The sequence below is a fragment of the Sphingobium sp. JS3065 genome (genome assembly GCF_026427355.1).
Lineage (GTDB): Bacteria > Pseudomonadota > Alphaproteobacteria > Sphingomonadales > Sphingomonadaceae > Sphingobium.
The window spans coordinates 164,405-182,112 of record NZ_CP102666.1 but is presented as its reverse complement, the minus strand read 5'-3'; the positions used below and the strand labels follow the sequence as shown (position 1 = coordinate 182,112).

Genomic DNA, 17,708 nt, shown 5'->3' with positions numbered 1-17,708 from the left:
ATGGTAACATGAAAAGGGTCAGGCCCCCGCCCGGCCTTCCATTGGATCAGGCCATGTCCCAGCGGCGAGGACTGCGCATATGGGCTTTGGTCTAGGGGCCCGTACTTGCATTTGTTCCCCCTTCACCCGCGGGAAGATAGTGGCTTGGTGATACACCGACGCGCCGTTTGAACATCGTCGAGAAGGCGGCGGCGCTGTCATATCCAAGGTCGAAAGCGATCGCGGTAACAGACTGGCCCTCGGCAAGCCGCGGCAGCGCTATGAGAATACAGGCCTGCTGCCGCCATGCTCCGAAGCTAAGGCCCGTTTCCCGGCGAAAGGCACGGGTGAAGGCGCGGCGGCCCATGCCCAGATCATCGCACCACTGATCGATGCTGTCATGCGGGGTCGGGCGTTCGAGAAAGGCATGGCACCGGGCGGCGATCGGCCCTGTCTTCGGAAAAGGAACAGCCAGAGGTACGGTGGGCGCCGCCGCCAGTTCAGCCAGGAGCAGCGCCATCACCTTGCCGTCGCGCCCGTCCTCATCATATTCCGGCGGAATGTCGCACGCCGCTTCGAGCAGCGCGCGAAGCAGCGGCGACACCTGAATCACCTTGTTGCTGTCACCAAGCGAGCCATCCGTGCCGGGTTCGATCAGGACAGCGCGGGTACTGACGGCGCCGACCATCCTAATGGCGTGCGGGCAGCCGCCTGGCGTCCAGACCGCGCGCTCAGGCGGCGCCACCCACGCACCGTAAGGTGTGCTGACGACCACGACCCCACGTGCTGCGTAGAGTAATTGCCCGCGCCGATGCTGATGCCAGTCCAGCTCGAAGGCAGGCGGATATTCGTTGCCGATCCCGACAATGGGCCGATCGATATGCTCGACGAAGGCAGGGTCGTTCCAAGGCACGGCATGTCCCGATCGCGAAGATGATAGTCCCATATAGGAATGCGGGCGCTTGCGGGAGGGGTTAAGGCCGCTCTGTCATCAAGGACAAGAATAGCATGAACGCCACACGATCAGCCCTGCCCGCCCCCGCCGCCGACGCAACGGTTTTCGGCATAATCGCGGCGATCAGCGCCTGTCATCTCATCAACGACATGCTGCAGTCGCTGTTGCCCGCCATCTATCCCAGCCTCAAGACGGAACTTGACCTGTCGTTCAGCCAGGTCGGGCTGGTGACCCTGGTCTACCAGATGACCGCGTCGATCCTGCAGCCGCTCATTGGTCTTTACTCCGATAAGCGGCCGACACCGCTTGCACTTCCGGCCGGAACGCTCTTCTCCCTGGCGGGGCTGCTGGTACTCTCTGTTGCACACAGCTACGGGCTGCTGCTGGCAGGCGCATCCCTGCTGGGCATGGGCTCTTCGGTCTTCCATCCCGAATCCTCGCGCGTCGCGCGCATGGCCGCCGGGCGCAGACATGGCCTTGCCCAGTCGATGTTCCAGGTCGGTGGCAACGCCGGATCCGCGCTCGGTCCTCTGGCCGCCGCGCTCATTGTCCTGCGCTGGGGTCAGACCAGCCTCGCCTTTTTCGCGATGCTGGCCCTGTTATCCTGCGCCATCCTCTGGAATGTCAGCCAATGGTATCGACATCATGGCCTTGCGCGCCTGTCCCCACGGAAAGGCAGTGGCAAAGTCATTGTCGACCCGCCTCAAGGAAAAGTGCTGGGTGGCATCGCCGTACTGCTCGCCCTCATCTTTTCCAAATATGTCTATATGGCGAGCCTTACCAGCTACTTCACTTTCTATCTGATCCATCGTTTTGGCGTGTCGGTCGACGTCGCGCAGCTATACCTGTTCGCCTTTCTTGCCGCCGTCGCGCTAGGCACGATCGCGGGCGGGCCGCTGGGAGATCGCTTCGGGCGGAAATATGTGATCTGGTTCTCGATCCTGGGCGCGCTCCCTTTCACCTTGCTCCTCCCCCACGCGAACCTCTTCTGGACCGGGCCCCTGGCGGTTGCGATCGGCTTGATCCTTGCGTCCGCTTTTCCGGCCATCGTCGTGTACGCGCAGGATCTGGTCCCTGGAAAGATCGGCATGATCTCCGGCCTGTTCTTTGGCTTTTCCTTCGGCATGGGGGGCGTGGGCGCGGCCGTTCTGGGTGAGGTCGCCGATCGTTCGGGCATTGGGACGGTCTACGGCATCTGCGCGTTCCTGCCCGCGATCGGGTTGCTCGCCATCCTGTTGCCCGATCCCAGGAAGAAATGATCATGCCAGCTTTCCCTTGCCTCACACGCTCCATGACCCAGTGATGCGCTTCGGGCTGCGAACGCGCCATCTTCCGGGCGAGCCAGGTCATGGCTCCCTTGGTGGGTAGCGCCGGTCCAGTCCTTGGTACGCCCAGTGCGAAGGACGCCGGTCTCGCGATTGCTGCCGGCGAAAACGTTAGTCGATCTTCGCATAGCTGGCATGCTATGTTCCGAGAGAAAGAGCGCGCCCCGGACAAAACAGGACGCCTTGCCATGCGAGCCTTGAATGCGGGTCGCGACCATAGGAAGGTCTACACAGGCGCGGCGTTTGAGGCGGCCCGGGCGCACGCCGTTGGCAGGCGCAGCAGACATCGTCTACGAACGCACAGATTTTATGTCATGCGCGCGGCGGCGCCATAGGTTTGGCGGCAGCTTTGCCGCGCGGTGGCTGAACGGTTCGGACGGGGAAGCGCATCATGGCGGAACATCGCATCTACGGCATCAGCTTTGCCAGTGTCTATCCGCACTATGTCACCAAGGCGGAAAAGAAAGGCCGCAGCAAAGCGGAGGTCGATGAGATCATCCACTGGTTGACGGGCTATACCCGGTTAGAGCTCGACGCGGAGCTGGAAAAGAAAAGCAGCTTCGAGAAATTTTTTGGTCAGGCGCCTTTACTGAACCCCTCGCGAAAGTTGATCCGAGGCGTGGTCTGCGGCGTTCGGGTCGAAGCTATCGAAGACGGATTGATGCAGGAGATCCGCTATCTCGACAAGCTGATCGACGAGCTCGCACAGGGGAAGGCGATGGAGAAGATACTTCGCGAGTGATGCGAAGACGACCGACACCATTGGCTGCTTTGGCCGGCATTGGCGCATAGCCGATACGGGCCGAAAGAAAATGCGCTAGGCGTGTCACAGAGCCTCCGGCTGCCTCGTCATGCGGGTATCCAACTGCGATGAAGGAATGCCGACATATGCATGACCGCACCAATATCTATGCCGGTGGCGGGCCGCTTTTCAAAGCCTGGTACGATCTGTCGATGCAGGTCGAGAAATCCGGGCTTGAAAAGAACCTGCTCGAACTGGTCAAGATTCGCGCCTCACAGATCAACGGCTGCGCCAACTGCCTCAACATGCACACGCATGATGCCCGCAAGGCAGGCGAGACGGAGCAGCGCATCCATTTGCTCGGCGCGTGGGAGGAGGCGCCATGTTATAGCGCGCGGGAGCGGGCGGCTCTTGGCTGGACCGATCATCTGACGCAAATTGCCACGAGGCGCGCGCCTGATGCCGTTTATGCCGCCCTTGCAGCGGAATTCAGCGCGGAGGAGCAGGTGAAACTGACACTGGCGATCAACGTCATCAACGGCTGGAACCGACTGGCGGTCGGCTTCCATCTCTACGACCCCGCGCTTGGCTGGCCGGCGTGATCGACGATCGCCTTGCGAGCTTTGACGCGCAGCGGACCAATCTGCTGCGCGTCGCCTATCGCATGCTCGGTTCGATGGCTGACGCAGAGGATGTAGTGCAGGACGCATTCATCCGCTGGGCGGCGACAGACAGGCAAACCGTGCGTGTCCCCGCTGCGTTCCTGCGCCGCACGGTGACGCGTCTGTGCCTCGATCACCTGAAATCCGCGAGGGTGCGGCGGGAAAACTATGTTGGCCCGTGGCTGCCCGACCCCATCGTGGAGGCCGAGCCCGTAGAGGACGTCACCCTCCCCCTCATGCTTGCGCTCGAACGTCTCTCTCCGCTCGAACGGGCGGCTTTCCTGCTGCATGATGTGTTCGGAGAAAGCTTCGATGACGTCGCCTCCTCCATTGGCCGGGGCGCTGCCGCCTGCCGTCAGCTTGCTGCGCGGGCACGCGAGCATGTGCGGCGCGAGCGGCCGCGCTTTCCTGTCGAACGCGACCGGGGCCAAGCGATCGCCGCTGCCTTTTATGAAGCGGCTCGGGCCGGCGATGTCACAAAGCTCGGTTCGCTGCTGGCAGACGATGTACGCTTTCATTCCGATGGAGGAGGCAAACGCCCGGCGGCGGGCCGTGTTCTCAACGGCGCAGGCGAGGTTCTACGCGGACTATCCACGATTATCCGTCTGCGCCGCGGTGATCCTGAACTGGTGAGGCAGGCGTTCGTGAATGGCCTGCCCGGCTTTGTTACGCGCGAGGCCGACGGCATGTTGCAGACGACGGCGCTACTCATCGAAGACGGTCGCGTGAGGGCGATCTATATCATGCGAAACCCGGACAAGTTGCGGCACGTGGATGGGATGATGCACTGATGCGAACGCTTTGCGGCAACTGACCCAAGGCAGTCGGCATGAGGCCAGATTTGCCAGGAACCTCCATGCCCATTCCGCTTGCCGCCAGCGAACCTTCGTCGTCGTTCAGCCGCCAATTTCCGATCAGTAGGCCCGGAGGGGCAGCTATTCAAAACCATGCCCCAAGAACCAGGCGATCGAGGACGGCCAAGGCTGCTGTCATGATCCGTCTCGCGATGTTGTTATTGTTGGAGACCTGCTTTGTCCGATAAGGCCAGACCCGATGAACAGAGAATATCCTCAACCCCAGCTCGATCTTGACGGCCTGTCTGCATTTCTCGAAGCAGCCTTTCCGCCCGAAGCGCGCCCCAGTCTGGGTTCGGTAGTGGAAATCGCTCCCGGACGTGTGCGAATGCTCCTCGATCCGACCCCTGCTATGGCGAGACCCGGTAATATTGTATCCGGCCCATCGCTCATGGCTCTGGCCGACGTGGCAGCCTATGCCGTGATTGCGACGCACCACGGGCCTGAGCCGATGGCAGTAACGCATGGCCTTTCGATCTCCTTCCTCCGCGCCTGTCAATTCAAACCCATCTATGCCGACGCCCGCCTTTTAAAACTCGGGCGCAGGCTATCCACAGTGGATGTCCGGATCTGGCAAGGAAGCGAGGATCGTCTCGTGGCGCAAGCGACGGTCGGGTATGCGCAACCATAGAACGAATAACGACCCTTCCCTAGCCGCTCAGCGCCTAATTTCGCGCTCTCAACTGCGGACGGGCTGTTCCCCTCGCTATTCAGGACAGGCGCAGTGCTACTGAAACTGCCGTCGCCGGTCAAAATGCACAATCTGCGGCGCAGGCATCGCCTACCAGCCTGTGGAGCAACAGTGATGGAAGACCACTATCACTAACCGCTTCACGGGGCTGCTACTGCTATTGTTTTGGCACATCCGAACATTGTGATTGGACAGAGCGGTTCTCTCCCGCTCTGTTTCACTCCTCACTGTGCGCAGCCCATTCGCCGATGTTGGTTTCCTGACCGATCAGCGCCAGCCCATGGGCGATCGATGTCAGTTCATTGCCCGCCGCGATGCGGTTATCCGGGAAACGCGCTTCAAACAGGCGTCGCACCGCAGGGATTAGCGAGGAACCGCCGGTAAGGAAGACATGATCTATCCCTCTGGCTGAAAGACCAGCTTTAGCAAGCGCCTCGTCCACTGTCGCGCCGATGCGGTCGAGATCCGGAGCGATCCACTGTTCAAAATCGGTGCGGCTGACATCCGCCTCCACACGCACGCCGTCGCTGTCAAAGTGGAAATGCGCATGCTCTTCAATGGAGAGCGTCCGCTTCAACTGCCCGACCGCGTCATAGAGGGAGTAACCAAGCTCATTTTCCACGACGGCGATCATGCGACCTATCGCCGCGGGATCGGTCGCGGCTCGCTTCAGCTTCTGCAATTCAGCGATGGCGCGGCGATTGTGCATCAGCGCAAGGCGCGCCCAGTCGCCAAAATCGGCGAAATGGCCCGCTGCTATCTCCAGCGTCTTGCCCATGGACGCATAGGTGCCGCCTTTCCCCAACATGGGGAGAACCAGCTTGTCCATGATGCGATAGTCGAAGCGATCGCCGGCTATGCCGATGCCGGCCGACCCAAGCGGGACGCAGCGTTGCGGCGTCCCTGGCGCTTCGATCCGCACGATGGAAAAATCGCTCGTCCCGCCTCCAAAGTCGGCGACCAGCAAGGTCGCGGGTTCTATCAGGTGCGCGGCGAAGCTGAACGCCGCGCCCAATGGCTCATAAACATAATGCACTTCCCGCTCGAGCGCCGCGAACATGAGATCGTAGCGCTGGCGGGCCAGCATATTGTCCGGTCGCTGCCCCGCATAGCGAACCGGACGCCCAACGACGACGCGCTCTGGCAGCATCTTCAGTTCATCGGCCGCATGTGCCCGCAACCGTTCGAGGAAGATATGGCCCAATTCTTCGAAGCGGAGTCGCTTTTCGAAGATGGTGGCATGCTCGAATGCCTTGCTGGCGGCGACGGATTTGAAGGATTGCAGAAAGCGGCTGCCCTGCGGGAAATCCAGAAACTCGGCGATCGCCCATGGCCCCGCCTCCCTCGCAATGCTGCCGGGCACGCCGTTATCTTCCCAGAAACAAAGGGCTGAACGGAAGATGGGACCGGCATTGCCGAATGTGGGGTAATCGACCAACCTTGCCCCACCATCCGCGTCGCCAAGTGCCACAACCGAATTGGTGGTCCCAAAGTCGATGCCAATCGAACGAGCTGGGGAAGTCATGTCATTTCCATGTTAGTCGGGGAAAGCTCGGCTCCGACCTTGAACTGCGGGGCCCGCGCCTATCACAGGCGCGAGCGTGTGGCGCAAGCCTACGATATCGCGACCCACTTGGCGCGGCTCGCCTGCAAGGTCAAAGCGGCCGGCTGGCTGCGCTACGCTGCATGTTGATCAGGCGATCCAGCACTTCATCCAATTCGGACAGGAAGCGGGATCGATCTGCCTTGCTGAAGGCCAAGGGACCACCGTTCCCGCCGCCATCCGCTCGGCACTCCAGTCGTCCACCGCATCGAAGGTGATCGCCGACGCCCTGAACCAGTACTTTATCGGGCATCCCTTTGCGGTCGTGGCGAAGGCGTTGGAGGCCGATCGAGATGCCGGGTCAATCGGCTTCCTTGCGTCAAGCGGCATCGCGCTTGTGGCGAGGAGCATTTCCACCGGCCCTGCCGCGGCTCCGACAGCGTAGGTTGGGCCGTCTTCAGATAATGATTGCTTGCGTCGCGTTGAGGACAGCCACTGCGGTTTGCACCTCGGTATAAAGATCTGCCTCGATGCCCTGGGTGTCGATCTCGACGACAAGGGCGAACCGGGCGACTTTCTCTCCATCTTTCAGGATCGTCTTGGATTTCCACCAGCCCGCTACGGGGTGAACGGCAAGCAGATGGCGACGGGCAAGGTCCGAGGCCTTGCAGGTCAACTGGTCAATATGGAGTGAGCCGACGTCGCGTCTCACACTCCCGAACTCCCACAGATCGTCTTCATCGACCTGGGGGCCGGCAGGTTCGACGGCTTTGCTGATGCGCGCCATGAACTGCTGCGCATTCTCTCCGGCACGGTTCAGCTTGAACCGAAGATTATGCGATGCGTAGCGGTATCGCGAGCCACGCGATGCCTCCGCCGGATTTGGTGCGACAAAGGAGCTAAGGGCAACACGCAGGGTTATGTTCGCGTTGCCGAGCTTGCGCAGCTCCTCAACCGGCCATGGCAACGAGAAGAGTCGCATCTCCTTGTGGACGTCACCGCCGGTCTTCTCGGAAAGGCCATAGGGAATGATGACGTCCTGAACGATCAGGGTCAGAGCGTTGGACGCGCTCCGATGGGCGCGTGCCAGATCGGGAACGCCATAGCCATAGCGCTGAAACAGCCGGGCATAGCTTCCCTTGTTCGAATGAGCAGGTAGGTGCGACCGCATCTGCGGCGTCCACCGTGCGGATGCGACATACAGCGCCCGGATAGTTTCGGGCCAGAGCTGCGGATACTCCGACCAGAGTTCAGTGATTTGCTTCGCGGCGATAGCCGTCGCTGCGCTCGTGTCGTGGGTGAAGCTGAACGAGCGTTGCGGATAGGCATGATGGGTTGTGAGAAGAGACAGCCAGCCATGCCGCAGCGGTGGAGGCGCCGCGCCAGCAGCCCAGTTTCCGCCCTCGAGCACGATATCGGGCTTGAGCGGCCAGGTCGAAGTCCAGGATGCGGTTCGAGAGCTGGGCGACAGGTCGCCGAAAGCCGCAACGCTGTTGAGGCCCTCGGCCGGCGGAAGCATCGTCTTCTCGGTATAGGCTCCCACGCTGATGGCGTTCCAGGCCTGCGCCGGCGACTCCAGTTCATTGTCGGGATGATCGCACCTGTCGAGATAATGACCCGCCGTGAACGTGAAATTGTTGGTGTTGCCCGCAGAGATCAGCATCAGCCGAGGATCTGTGCGGGCCCCCGATACGCCCGCAGCGAGCTGATCGACTTCTGTTGACCAGGACGTCGGGGCGCCATCATGCGGCGTGTCCTCGTCGGTCGTGACCGCCATGGTAAAAGTCCGGCGGCGAACCGTCTGTTCGACGATATTGATCGCCCTTCGCGTGACGACGCCCAGCAGATGATGCGGATTTGCGCCGGCGTCAGGGATTAGCTTCACGGACTCCAGGCGATGCGAGACGGTGACCGGCATCGTCGACTGGAGATTGAGCGTCAGATCACCGAACAATGCGAGACCGGCAAGCTGGGTGCCGTGCCCCTTGACGTCGTCCAGCCCCCAGGCCGGGTCTGCGGCGTGGCGGTCCTGCGCGGCGAGGACCGGCGCGGTCAACGGATGGGCGCGGCTGATGCCAGTATCGAGAAGGGTGACATATCCGCCATTGACGGCGCCCGAAAAGGTGGTGCGCTGGATGAGATCCTGAACCCAGGCCGCTTGTTCGGGCACGTCCATGGCATCGAACAGATCGGCGGTCACCGCAGGCGCCGCGAGGGCCCGCACGGCACCAAGACGTCTTACGGCGAGTGCAATATGGTCCCGTGTCCCGCGGCCGATGACGACGACGTCTTCGGGAAAGTGCAGGCGATCGGCCCCGATCTCGACATGATATGCGCCGGCCTGGGCGATAAAGGCTTCTGCCTCGCTGGGTTCGAGCCAGATTTCCCAGTGCGTCGCACCAGCGTTCGCGGGGAATTTGTCCTGCGGGCCACGCCAAAGCGCTCGCAGACCCGCTTCGGTGATAGCCGCCAGGCTCTGAACGAGATTGGCGTTCCTAGGACGGCCGGGGATGATTTTGCCGTCTTCTTCCTTAGCCGGCGTGTCTTCGGTCTCGAATTTCTCGATCTTCTTGCGAAGATTCTGCACGCCCTTGGCGGTGGCGAAAACGGTGGCGGTTTCTGTAGCGTTTCCGTTGATGACTTCAGCCCCGGTGCGCAATAGCGCGATACCGCTTGATCCCAGACTATCCTTGGCGAGTGGCTCGCCCGGTCGGCCTTTGACTTCCAGATAGACCCCGGGAAGGCCGTCCGTCGCTATGGCAGGAAGCTGATCGATCGCCTGCAGGAGAGCCTGCGCGTGACCGCTACGATCAAGGACGTCACTGGGCGCTTTGCCGCTGCCCCCGCCCTTTGCGCGAAAGGGGTGCGGCTTTCCGAGATCCTTCAGGAGAAAGTGACGTAGATTCCGTGGCATTCGCGCTTCTTCCCAGCCCCTGCAGCGATCGACGACGCTCCAGCGAGTTCACCAGATCGACGGTCGTTATGCTGTTGCGATCGCTCAGAACCGCGCGACGGGCCGCATCCTCTGCGGCAGCCACGACGTCGGCCGTCGACAGGCCGATCGCGCAATCCGTAACCTTTTTCCAAGACAGCCGCGCGTGGGAAAAGCCTATGAGGCGACGCTCGAGAGCCTGACGGATCGACGCTGCATCGGGCAACTCGTAGGAGAGCACGAGATCGAACCGTCGCAGGACCGCTCGATCCAGGATCTCGGCGAGATTGGTCGTGGCGACGACGATTGAAGGGCCGGTGTCCTCGTCAAGGAACTGGAGGAACGAGTTCAGGACCCGGCGCGCCTCGCCGACGTCATTACCGTCGCCGCGCGCTGCAGCAAGAGCGTCTATCTCGTCGAAGAGATAGACGCCGCGTGTCGATTTGATGGCATCGAACACAAGCTTCAGCTTCTGGGCAGTCTCGCCCATATATTTGGTGATGAGGCCATGCAGCATCACCGAAAAGAGCGGGAACTGGAGCTCCCCGGCGAGACTGTGCGCGCTCATTGTCTTTCCCGTGCCCGGAGGCCCGGAAAGCAGGATCCGCCGCCGCGGCTTGAGGCCCTTTTCCTCGAGCTTCTCGCGCATGCGGGTCTCGACGACGATGTGGGCGAGCTCTTCCTCGATGCGCGTTGGCAGGATGACGCTGTTCAGGCGCTCGCTGGGATAGGAGGCGAACAGAAACTCGGCGAGATCACCGCGCGGAGCTGCGATCGGCGTGAGGTTCGGCTTGTGCGAGGCTGGTGGCGTCTGTCCGGCATTAGCCCACTGTCGAAGCGTCTCGGCCAGGCGCTTGTGGCCCTTCTGCTCCTCCGCAGCCGACAGCTGCATCGCCAGATCGAAGAAGCGATCGGAATCCCCCTCCGCGTGGCTCTTTACGAGACCTATGAGCTGCTGCGCTGATGCCATGTCCATTATGTATCGCGAAATGGTTCGCGATACACCCCCCGTTACCGATTTAGATAAGGCATGAAGATTGCTCCGCGTCAATGCAAAGGGGCGCTTTTACAAGTGTCTCGAGGCTGGTCTTTACCGTTCGCGTCCAGCTCTGCTGACCGGGCGAAAGGTAAAGCGCTGTGCATTTGCCGGTGGAATGCATGAGCGCACACCCCCAGACCCGCATCGCTGCTACCCGTTCGCCGCAGGACCTTGTAGCCATCGACATGAGTTGCGATAGCTGGACCATAACAGGAACAGGCGGGCAGATATGGTAGCGGTACGGATCGAAATCCCCGATTTCTCCAAGATGGATGATGACGCTCTCGAGTGGCATCCCGCCACGATATTTCTGGACGGTCGGTGGAGCAGGCAAACGAGGTCGCTGGTTCGGCAGTTTGGCGCCACCGGCCTCCAGCTTAACGACAATTGGGCATCGACGAGCATGAGCTGGAGCTGTCCTGCGTGCAAGCGCACGAAGCCCGAGATCGCGCGCAAGACGGCCCAAGGCATTTTGCTGTGCCAGCTGGACGAACATCATGATCATCTGCGCGATCATGTCGAGAAATTGCTGAAGATCGACCGGGATAGGGTCAGCGAGAAGCAGCGTGTCCGCATCACGACCGCGCGCCTTGCCGTCATGGACCTGAGCGAGCGATTTGGCCGCACGGTCATGTGCTGCGACTGCAATCAGGCTGATGGTGCGGCAAAGCTCCAGATTGGCGGCTCACTCCACCCTGATTTCAGCTTCTCGCCATTGGAGATTGCGACCTTCATCACACCGATGCCGAACGCCGCTCACCAGCTCGATATTCCGAAGGCCCGCGCGCTCTGGGACAGCTTGCGCGCCGATGTTGCGCAACGCCTCGATTTCGCAACGATGATGGTAGATCGCATATCCAAAGGCTTGCACGATCGCGAACCTCAGCGAATGCCGTCGGAGTCGCGTCACCGACGTGATGCGGACATCGTCTATGATCTTGTCTCGCGCGCAGCAGAGTCCCGAGCATCGGCGCTGAATATGTCGAGAGCCTTGCTGGATCGCTCGTGTGCGTCGGATGGCAAGGCGAGTACGGGCAAGCGATCCGCTTGTCGGCCGATCGCCGTGCCAAGCCTTTCGGATTTTCGCACGCTCAATGAGACCAAGAGGCATCCTGGTCCATGGATGCGGGCGGGCGGGAATTGGTGCTGTCCCATTTGCGAGCGGACGAAGTTCGAGATCGTGCGCAAGTCCAATAAGGGAACTTGGGCAGCCGGCATCCACGAATTCTCCGTCTACACAGAGGAAAATGACGAGGACAACCGTAGGCGTCGATCCCTCCGCTATGACGGTGCGGTCATCATCGCCCAAGCTGAAGTCATTCTCATTTGCCACGATTGCCGCAGCATTCTGACGGAGGCGAAAACCATCGCACCCGGCGCGGGCGATGCTGCTCTGAAGCCGGATGACCTGCGCATGTTGATGGGCGAGCCAGTCCCTCACCGCGCTCATATGCTCGATCAGGACGCCATCCGGCGGACGGTAACCGCCAACAGAGAATGGGAGGCAGGCGTAGAGGAGTTTCAGAGACATCGCTCCGAAGCGCGTCTGTATCGAGGGCGCCACGCCCAACTTTGCCACGACTATCCCAAAAGCAAGGAAGCCGTCTTCCATAACCTGCTCGAGCGATGGTCAAGTCAACTGCCCGAGCCTCTCGCGGATGTTGAGGGCCATTTCCGCTGGCTGCTTGCAGAAGGGCAAAGATATAAAGATGAGGACTCTTGATCAGCGGTAACCCATAATTCTTAACCGGCTGATCGGGTCAGTTCCAAGCAGGCATGGTGGTGCCGCTGGGCAGGCTATGACGCGGGGACAGTGTAACGACATTCGGGCGTCCCTCAGCATCGACCTGCGTGAAGCGCAGGAAATCGCCCTTGAAAATTTCAATCGTCACAGGCGACAGTTCGTTGTGGGGATCATCAAAGGTCATGCGGTTTCGGGGCATGAGCGACTCCATCGCTTGATTTGCCGCAATATAGCAGGGAATGCCTGCAGGATCGCCTGACAATGTCGCGGCGATACGGCATTCCGCGGGGCGGGCGGTCATCGGAGTCGGCCCGAATGCGTGACCTCATTTGCGCCTTGGCCGCATGCTCGGAATGACTATCCTCTCCCAGGCCGCTGCGTTCGTTCAGTTTGCTCGAACCTTCATGATAGAGCGCGACGTACGCGCACGCGAATTGCCTACATTGGACGACGCAAAAATTCTGCCTACAGTCCAGCGAAATGCCAATCTATCACGACCTGATGGCGTGTTGGTGTACTCAGCTTGAAAGCTGCGCGTAAGGAACGCCATTCGGGGACGTGGCGGCGATGGTGGCAACCCGAAGGTCTTCCGCCAGCTCGTCGTGACCCTCATCGAACCGTTCCCCTTCTGGTCACCCGTCAGCTCCTGCCTGCGCCTGTCGGCGATCGTCAACCTACAGGGACATGGCCATCATTGCCGAACCGCACCTCTGGCTGGCTCCGTTCTGCTTTCTGCGACCTCCGATTGATACAGCCAATGATGATAGACGTCGGGCACCATCTGTTTCTGAAAACTTGCGAATAAACTTTGAGTTTCGTAGAGTACAGATTCGGAGGTTTGGGAAGATGATGGACTGGAATACCTACTTCGCGACCCGGCACAACTCGGGTCAGCCGATAGTCAGGCTGCTCGATCCTTCAATTGACCGCGGCGGTGACCGTAATGGAGGCAGTACCTCAACGGGTGCGCTGATCGGGCGGGCAATTAGCTTGACACTGATTGCCGGCACGCTGCTCTATTGTTACCTCATTCGGTAGAATCAATCGTCCGGTAAGCCAGACTGGAAGAATTTTCGGCCCGTCTCGTGGTTCACATTATCTTGTAATTCTGCGCCTGCCTCGATGTGCCCAGCTCTCACGACCGCAGCGACAGATTTGTCCGTCGCCAAGGCCTTCTTTCCTTGCTCGATGAATGCGGATGCAGCATCAGGATTGCCAATGTCCGGCTCCCTTGGCAAACCCGAGATGCCTTGGGGATGATATGTTTTCCTAACATCGTCGGCATCCCCAACAGAACGATGAGGCACATCGACAAGAGCGGGTTCATGCAAGCCGTTCTGCACGTTCGCGCGGATCGAGTCCTGCTTCTCACCCATCCAGCGGCTGATCATGCTATCTCGCGCCATGCGCTGATGATCGGTCAGATCCGTCGCCCATAGTTCGGGAGCATCAAGGCCTGGGTTATCCATTTGCTGCCTGCGGTACCACTGGGCCAGATCCTGGCTGAGATTCTCGCTCAACTGCATCCCGTGGGTTTCGGCATAGCTTGCGTCTCGAGAAAGCTGCTGCGACAGCTCTTCCAGCTTTTCCGCCGATTCCTGATAGGAACGGGCACGGGAGAGCGCCTCTTCCCGCCCCTGGAAGGAAGACGACGCGATAGAAGCGCGGCTGAACACTCCATCCTTCTCATAAGTGCCATCAGACATCGAAATATTGTTACCGGTTGAATGCTCGTCCCGAACGCCGCTGTAGGCGCTGCTGGTTTCCTCATGGGACCGCGATTCTCTGGAGCCCTGGCTCAGGTTATCCTGCTGATTGCCAGAAAATCCGATGCTTCCACTTATCCCGGACCCCAATGCGCCAGCACCGCCCTTTCCTCCCAAGCCCAGTTGACCGTTGATTGAGCTGCCCACCTGTTCGATCCACGATTGTGACCAATCCCGCCCACGGCTTTCAGATTGTCCAAAGCCCGTCGAGCTTCTCTGGTCGATACCCGATGAACTGCTTCCTGATTGCCGGTCGAATTCCTCCATTGAGCTGTTCGCACTCCGGCCAGAGCTGCTGTCCCATCCCGAGCTGCGCTCGGACGACATGCCGGATGAACTACGATCCGTATGCGTGTTGGTGAGAATATCATTGGCCGCCGCACGATAGACCTGGGCCTGGCGATGGGCTTGATGGGCCTGCTCCCGCATCTCGGACACGAACCCGGTGCTCGCCGTCGGCACGAAGCCAAGGCGGGAAATCGCATGGGAGGTGTCGATCACCTCCTGCCCGTTGCCAAAGCTCGATACAATTGTGCCATTGGCCTGGCGAACGCTGAACGCCGAGCTTCCCGTCTGGTAGGCGGGCGCCGTGTTCCACTGATCGCTTTGACGCATGTTCGACGTCTGGTTTGCCCAACTGACATTGCCATAGGCGTAGTTGCCAGTCGTCTCTTCCAGTGCGGCAGCCTCTGCCGCATTTTGCGCTGGCGCCAGCATGGACATGGACTGGCCCGCGATGGACATCGCGCCGCGCGCCAGGCCTGCGGCAAGGAAGGGCACGCTCATCAGCATGAAGCCGGCGATGGTCGCCGTCTCTGCGTTCACCGCATCGATGCCGGCATAGGTCCCCAATGTGACGCCGCCCTTGGCCACCCCTGCCGCGGCGGCCTCGGCGCGCGTCATGCAGATCATGTGCAAAATGACATAGAGCGGTCCCCAGGCTGCAAGATAGAAGAATCCCGTCGCATAACCCTTGAGCGCGGAGACACCCGTCTGGGGCATCAGGAAAAGCGGAAAGATGACCGGAAACATGGCGAAGAAAACAACCGTCAGTACGATGTTCAGGATCGGCACCCATGTCATCGCCTGTTGCGCGATACTGTTATAGGTGTTGCGGGCCTGTATGTCCGCGCGGGTTTGTGCGAACGCATCAATGGTGCTGCCGCTCATATTGTTGCGAGCCCGCATGAATGCATGAATGGCGGTGTTCTGCCGCATCGTCTCGGCAAAACCGTCCGTCGATTGCGTGAAGGCCTGGTTCGCGATCGGCACGTCGTTGCGAAGCTTGGCCTGGGCGATCGATTCACTGAGCTTGGGATAGACTTCCAGACCCCATAGCTTCGAATTTGCATCGATCATAGAAGCCCATTGTGCATCAAGCATCGCATAGGCATCCCGGCACGTCACGATATAGGCCGCGACCGTCCCGCCGCTGCGTTCGAGCCATTCCTGCGACCGCGATTCAGCGGTCGAGCCAATGGCCGCCCAAAGATTTGTCGCCTTCGCAAGATCGGTCAGGGACTTTTGATAGAGCATGATATCGCCAAAGACGCATTGCTTCATATAGTGATCAAGATTGGCAGAAAATTCGGCGTCCTGAATATTGAAATGGCGTGCCGCATCGAACAGGCGCGCGCCATATACCAGGCCGTTCCGGCTGTAATTGAGCTCGGCCGGCATCACAAAGACCGTCTCGGCCGTTCGCGTCAGATAATCCCCGATCTGGGTCGTAAAGCTGGCAAGAACCCCAAGCCCGAGCGGGACGTTGGCGACCGTCGCCGCCGCGAGCCCCGGATTGATCCGGTCCGTCACCTTGACGTCCACTGTCGGGGCCATCAGGCAAATGTAGATGCCGGTGGCCTGGATGAACCAGTTGAGCCACGCCTTGTAGTTGAGCGTGAAAGCCACCACGAACAGCGAATAGATAAGGCCCATCACCATGATCACGCGGATCATGGAGCGATAGCCGCCGCCCCCGGTCCAGGCAGCCACGGCGTTGAACATGTTGACGAGATATTCGCCACCGCCAACCGTGAAGACCTCCAGCACGGCCCGAGCGCCTACTGGAGTCCCTGGGCGCTGAGGCCGCGTGAGAAATTGAGCGCAGCGGACATGCCCGGCGACATGCTGTTCTGCAATGTCGATTCAAGGAATATGCTTCGATTGATAACCTGATAGGTCAATTGCAGCTTGTTGCTGAGCTTGACTTCCCGGGCGCCGAACTTTTGCCGGGTGGCCGCAATCTGTGCCTTCCATTGCTCTGCGGTTGCCTGGTCCGCGGTCTGATAGTGAACCCTGGCCTGCTCGACACGATCGAGCATATTGTCCAGCATCGCGTTCAACATGTCCACAGCCACCATCTCGGACAAGGCCTCTATCTCGCCATCGGTCAGCGCGTTGTGAGCGAAAGCCTGCACCGTGACGATCTTGTAGAGCGGGATAGTCGCCATATTGAGCAGTTGCTTCTCCGCCGATGTCAGGGTCCCGTTTGTGCGAGCCTTGATGCTCATGTCCCTGATCATTTGCCTGATCCGGGGACGGAGAGCCGCGGAAGAAGGGATGGCGAGCGTGGTCTCGCCCACATCGTAGCAATTTGGATCATTGCATTTGAGCACCTTGATCGCGGGCCCATTTTCGGTGCCGTCGAGGAGCGCGGTGACAACCGCCTCCTCGGCTGGCCCATACATGATCACATTCCCGCCTATGCTGGCATCGGCGGATGGCCGGGTGATGATAGTCCCCACCAACGTCATGATATATTCGGAAAAATCCTGGTCAAAGGCGCCGAACTTGGCTGATTTCTTCAATGCTTCCCAGGTGTAGTTGTGATTCTCGCCTACGAGCTGATCCGTCATCGCAGCGTCAGCATTGCCGGCGATCGTGCTGTCGCGGCTTCCACCATTATTGCAACCCTGGCGGGATGCAGCCCAGTCGGAAAATACGCCCTGGGAATTGCCAACCGCCTCGCAGATCGTGGCGCGGGTCGTGTCCATGGTTGGCCAAAGGCCGCCAACAAGAGCCTGGGCCGTCTCGCAGCTCGAGATATTCATCTGGTTGAGGAGCTGCGCCTTCTGGCTGAACTCGTCCATGACCTTGCCAATCTCGGGGGAAACCGAATCGATGGCCAGCTTGAAGGCGAAGCCGAGCGCGTTGTTGGCCGTAGCCTTGAGCATCGCCACGATCTCGGAAGCATTGATGAAGGAGAAGCTCCCACTGAACAGGTCTATGCCGCCGCAGCCGGCTCGCGCGCCGGGAAGCTGAAGATTGAAGGGAGCAACGCTCTTTTGAGGGAAGCGCGTCCAGACATTCCCGAGCGAATAATAGCCAGCTGACTGACCCTGGAACGACGAAGGCCCCGTCACATTGGCCGCGCCGCCCGCCTCGCTGAAGAAATTGTTCATTTCCGAAGCAACATTTGCATCTGCCACGCCAACGAGCGCCAGGTGAACGGCGACAACCATGGTTATGGCGGAGCC

13 protein-coding genes are annotated in these 17,708 nt (G+C 60.3%); 6 read left to right on the top strand and 7 right to left on the bottom strand.

Going from position 1 to position 17,708, the window contains the following annotated elements:
• Positions 1-91: 91 nt before the first annotated feature.
• A complete protein-coding gene (locus NUH86_RS22860; RefSeq protein ID WP_044663414.1) occupies positions 92-892 on the bottom strand; it encodes an AraC family transcriptional regulator in 801 nt (266 codons plus the stop codon).
• Between the two features lie 95 nt (positions 893-987).
• Between NUH86_RS22860 and NUH86_RS22855 the strand changes: the two genes are divergently transcribed.
• The 5 genes from NUH86_RS22855 to NUH86_RS22835 all read left to right on the top strand — a co-directional run bounded on the left by NUH86_RS22855 (position 988) and on the right by NUH86_RS22835 (position 5,148).
• Positions 988-2,193, top strand: a complete 1,206-nt coding sequence (locus NUH86_RS22855; RefSeq protein ID WP_044663415.1) for an MFS transporter — start codon at positions 988-990, stop codon at positions 2,191-2,193.
• A gap of 457 nt (positions 2,194-2,650) precedes the next feature.
• A complete protein-coding gene (locus NUH86_RS22850) occupies positions 2,651-3,001 on the top strand; it encodes a DUF2200 domain-containing protein (RefSeq protein WP_044663416.1) in 351 nt (116 codons plus the stop codon).
• A 146-nt stretch (positions 3,002-3,147) separates the two neighbouring features.
• Positions 3,148-3,603 (top strand): carboxymuconolactone decarboxylase family protein, encoded by a 456-nt coding sequence (locus tag NUH86_RS22845; protein ID WP_044663417.1) that lies wholly within the window; start codon positions 3,148-3,150, stop codon positions 3,601-3,603.
• The gene (locus NUH86_RS22840; protein WP_267253179.1) at positions 3,603-4,454 is read left to right on the top strand and encodes a sigma-70 family RNA polymerase sigma factor; all 852 of its coding nucleotides are present in this window, start codon (positions 3,603-3,605) and stop codon (positions 4,452-4,454) included. The genes NUH86_RS22845 and NUH86_RS22840 overlap by 1 nt, the downstream gene beginning before the upstream one ends.
• Before the next feature lie 262 nt (positions 4,455-4,716).
• Entirely contained in the window at positions 4,717-5,148 is a 432-nt protein-coding gene (locus NUH86_RS22835; protein ID WP_267253054.1) for a PaaI family thioesterase, read from the top strand.
• A 277-nt stretch (positions 5,149-5,425) separates the two neighbouring features.
• On the opposite strand, the gene NUH86_RS22830 is transcribed toward NUH86_RS22835, so the two are convergent.
• The 3 genes from NUH86_RS22830 to NUH86_RS22820 all read right to left on the bottom strand — a co-directional run bounded on the left by NUH86_RS22830 (position 5,426) and on the right by NUH86_RS22820 (position 10,659).
• On the bottom strand, positions 5,426-6,733 hold the full coding sequence (locus NUH86_RS22830; RefSeq protein WP_267253053.1) for an Hsp70 family protein: 1,308 nt from the start codon (positions 6,731-6,733) through the stop codon (positions 5,426-5,428).
• A gap of 475 nt (positions 6,734-7,208) precedes the next feature.
• A complete protein-coding gene (locus tag NUH86_RS22825) occupies positions 7,209-9,665 on the bottom strand; it encodes a S8 family peptidase (protein ID WP_267253052.1) in 2,457 nt (818 codons plus the stop codon).
• Positions 9,571-10,659, bottom strand: a complete 1,089-nt coding sequence (locus tag NUH86_RS22820; protein WP_416365395.1) for an AAA family ATPase — start codon at positions 10,657-10,659, stop codon at positions 9,571-9,573. The genes NUH86_RS22825 and NUH86_RS22820 overlap by 95 nt, the downstream gene beginning before the upstream one ends.
• Positions 10,660-11,125: 466 nt before the next feature.
• Between NUH86_RS22820 and NUH86_RS22815 the strand changes: the two genes are divergently transcribed.
• Positions 11,126-12,445, top strand: a complete 1,320-nt coding sequence (locus NUH86_RS22815; RefSeq protein WP_267253051.1) for a hypothetical protein — start codon at positions 11,126-11,128, stop codon at positions 12,443-12,445.
• A gap of 37 nt (positions 12,446-12,482) precedes the next feature.
• On the opposite strand, the gene NUH86_RS22810 is transcribed toward NUH86_RS22815, so the two are convergent.
• From NUH86_RS22810 to NUH86_RS22800, 3 genes are all read right to left on the bottom strand, one after another.
• On the bottom strand, positions 12,483-12,767 hold the full coding sequence (locus NUH86_RS22810) for a hypothetical protein (RefSeq protein WP_267253050.1): 285 nt from the start codon (positions 12,765-12,767) through the stop codon (positions 12,483-12,485).
• Between the two features lie 739 nt (positions 12,768-13,506).
• The gene (locus NUH86_RS22805) at positions 13,507-16,281 is read right to left on the bottom strand and encodes a conjugal transfer protein TraG N-terminal domain-containing protein (RefSeq protein ID WP_267253049.1); all 2,775 of its coding nucleotides are present in this window, start codon (positions 16,279-16,281) and stop codon (positions 13,507-13,509) included.
• Positions 16,282-16,292: 11 nt separating this feature from the next.
• On the bottom strand, positions 16,293-17,693 hold the full coding sequence (locus tag NUH86_RS22800) for a conjugal transfer protein TraH (RefSeq protein ID WP_267253177.1): 1,401 nt from the start codon (positions 17,691-17,693) through the stop codon (positions 16,293-16,295).
• Positions 17,694-17,708: the final 15 nt, after the last annotated feature.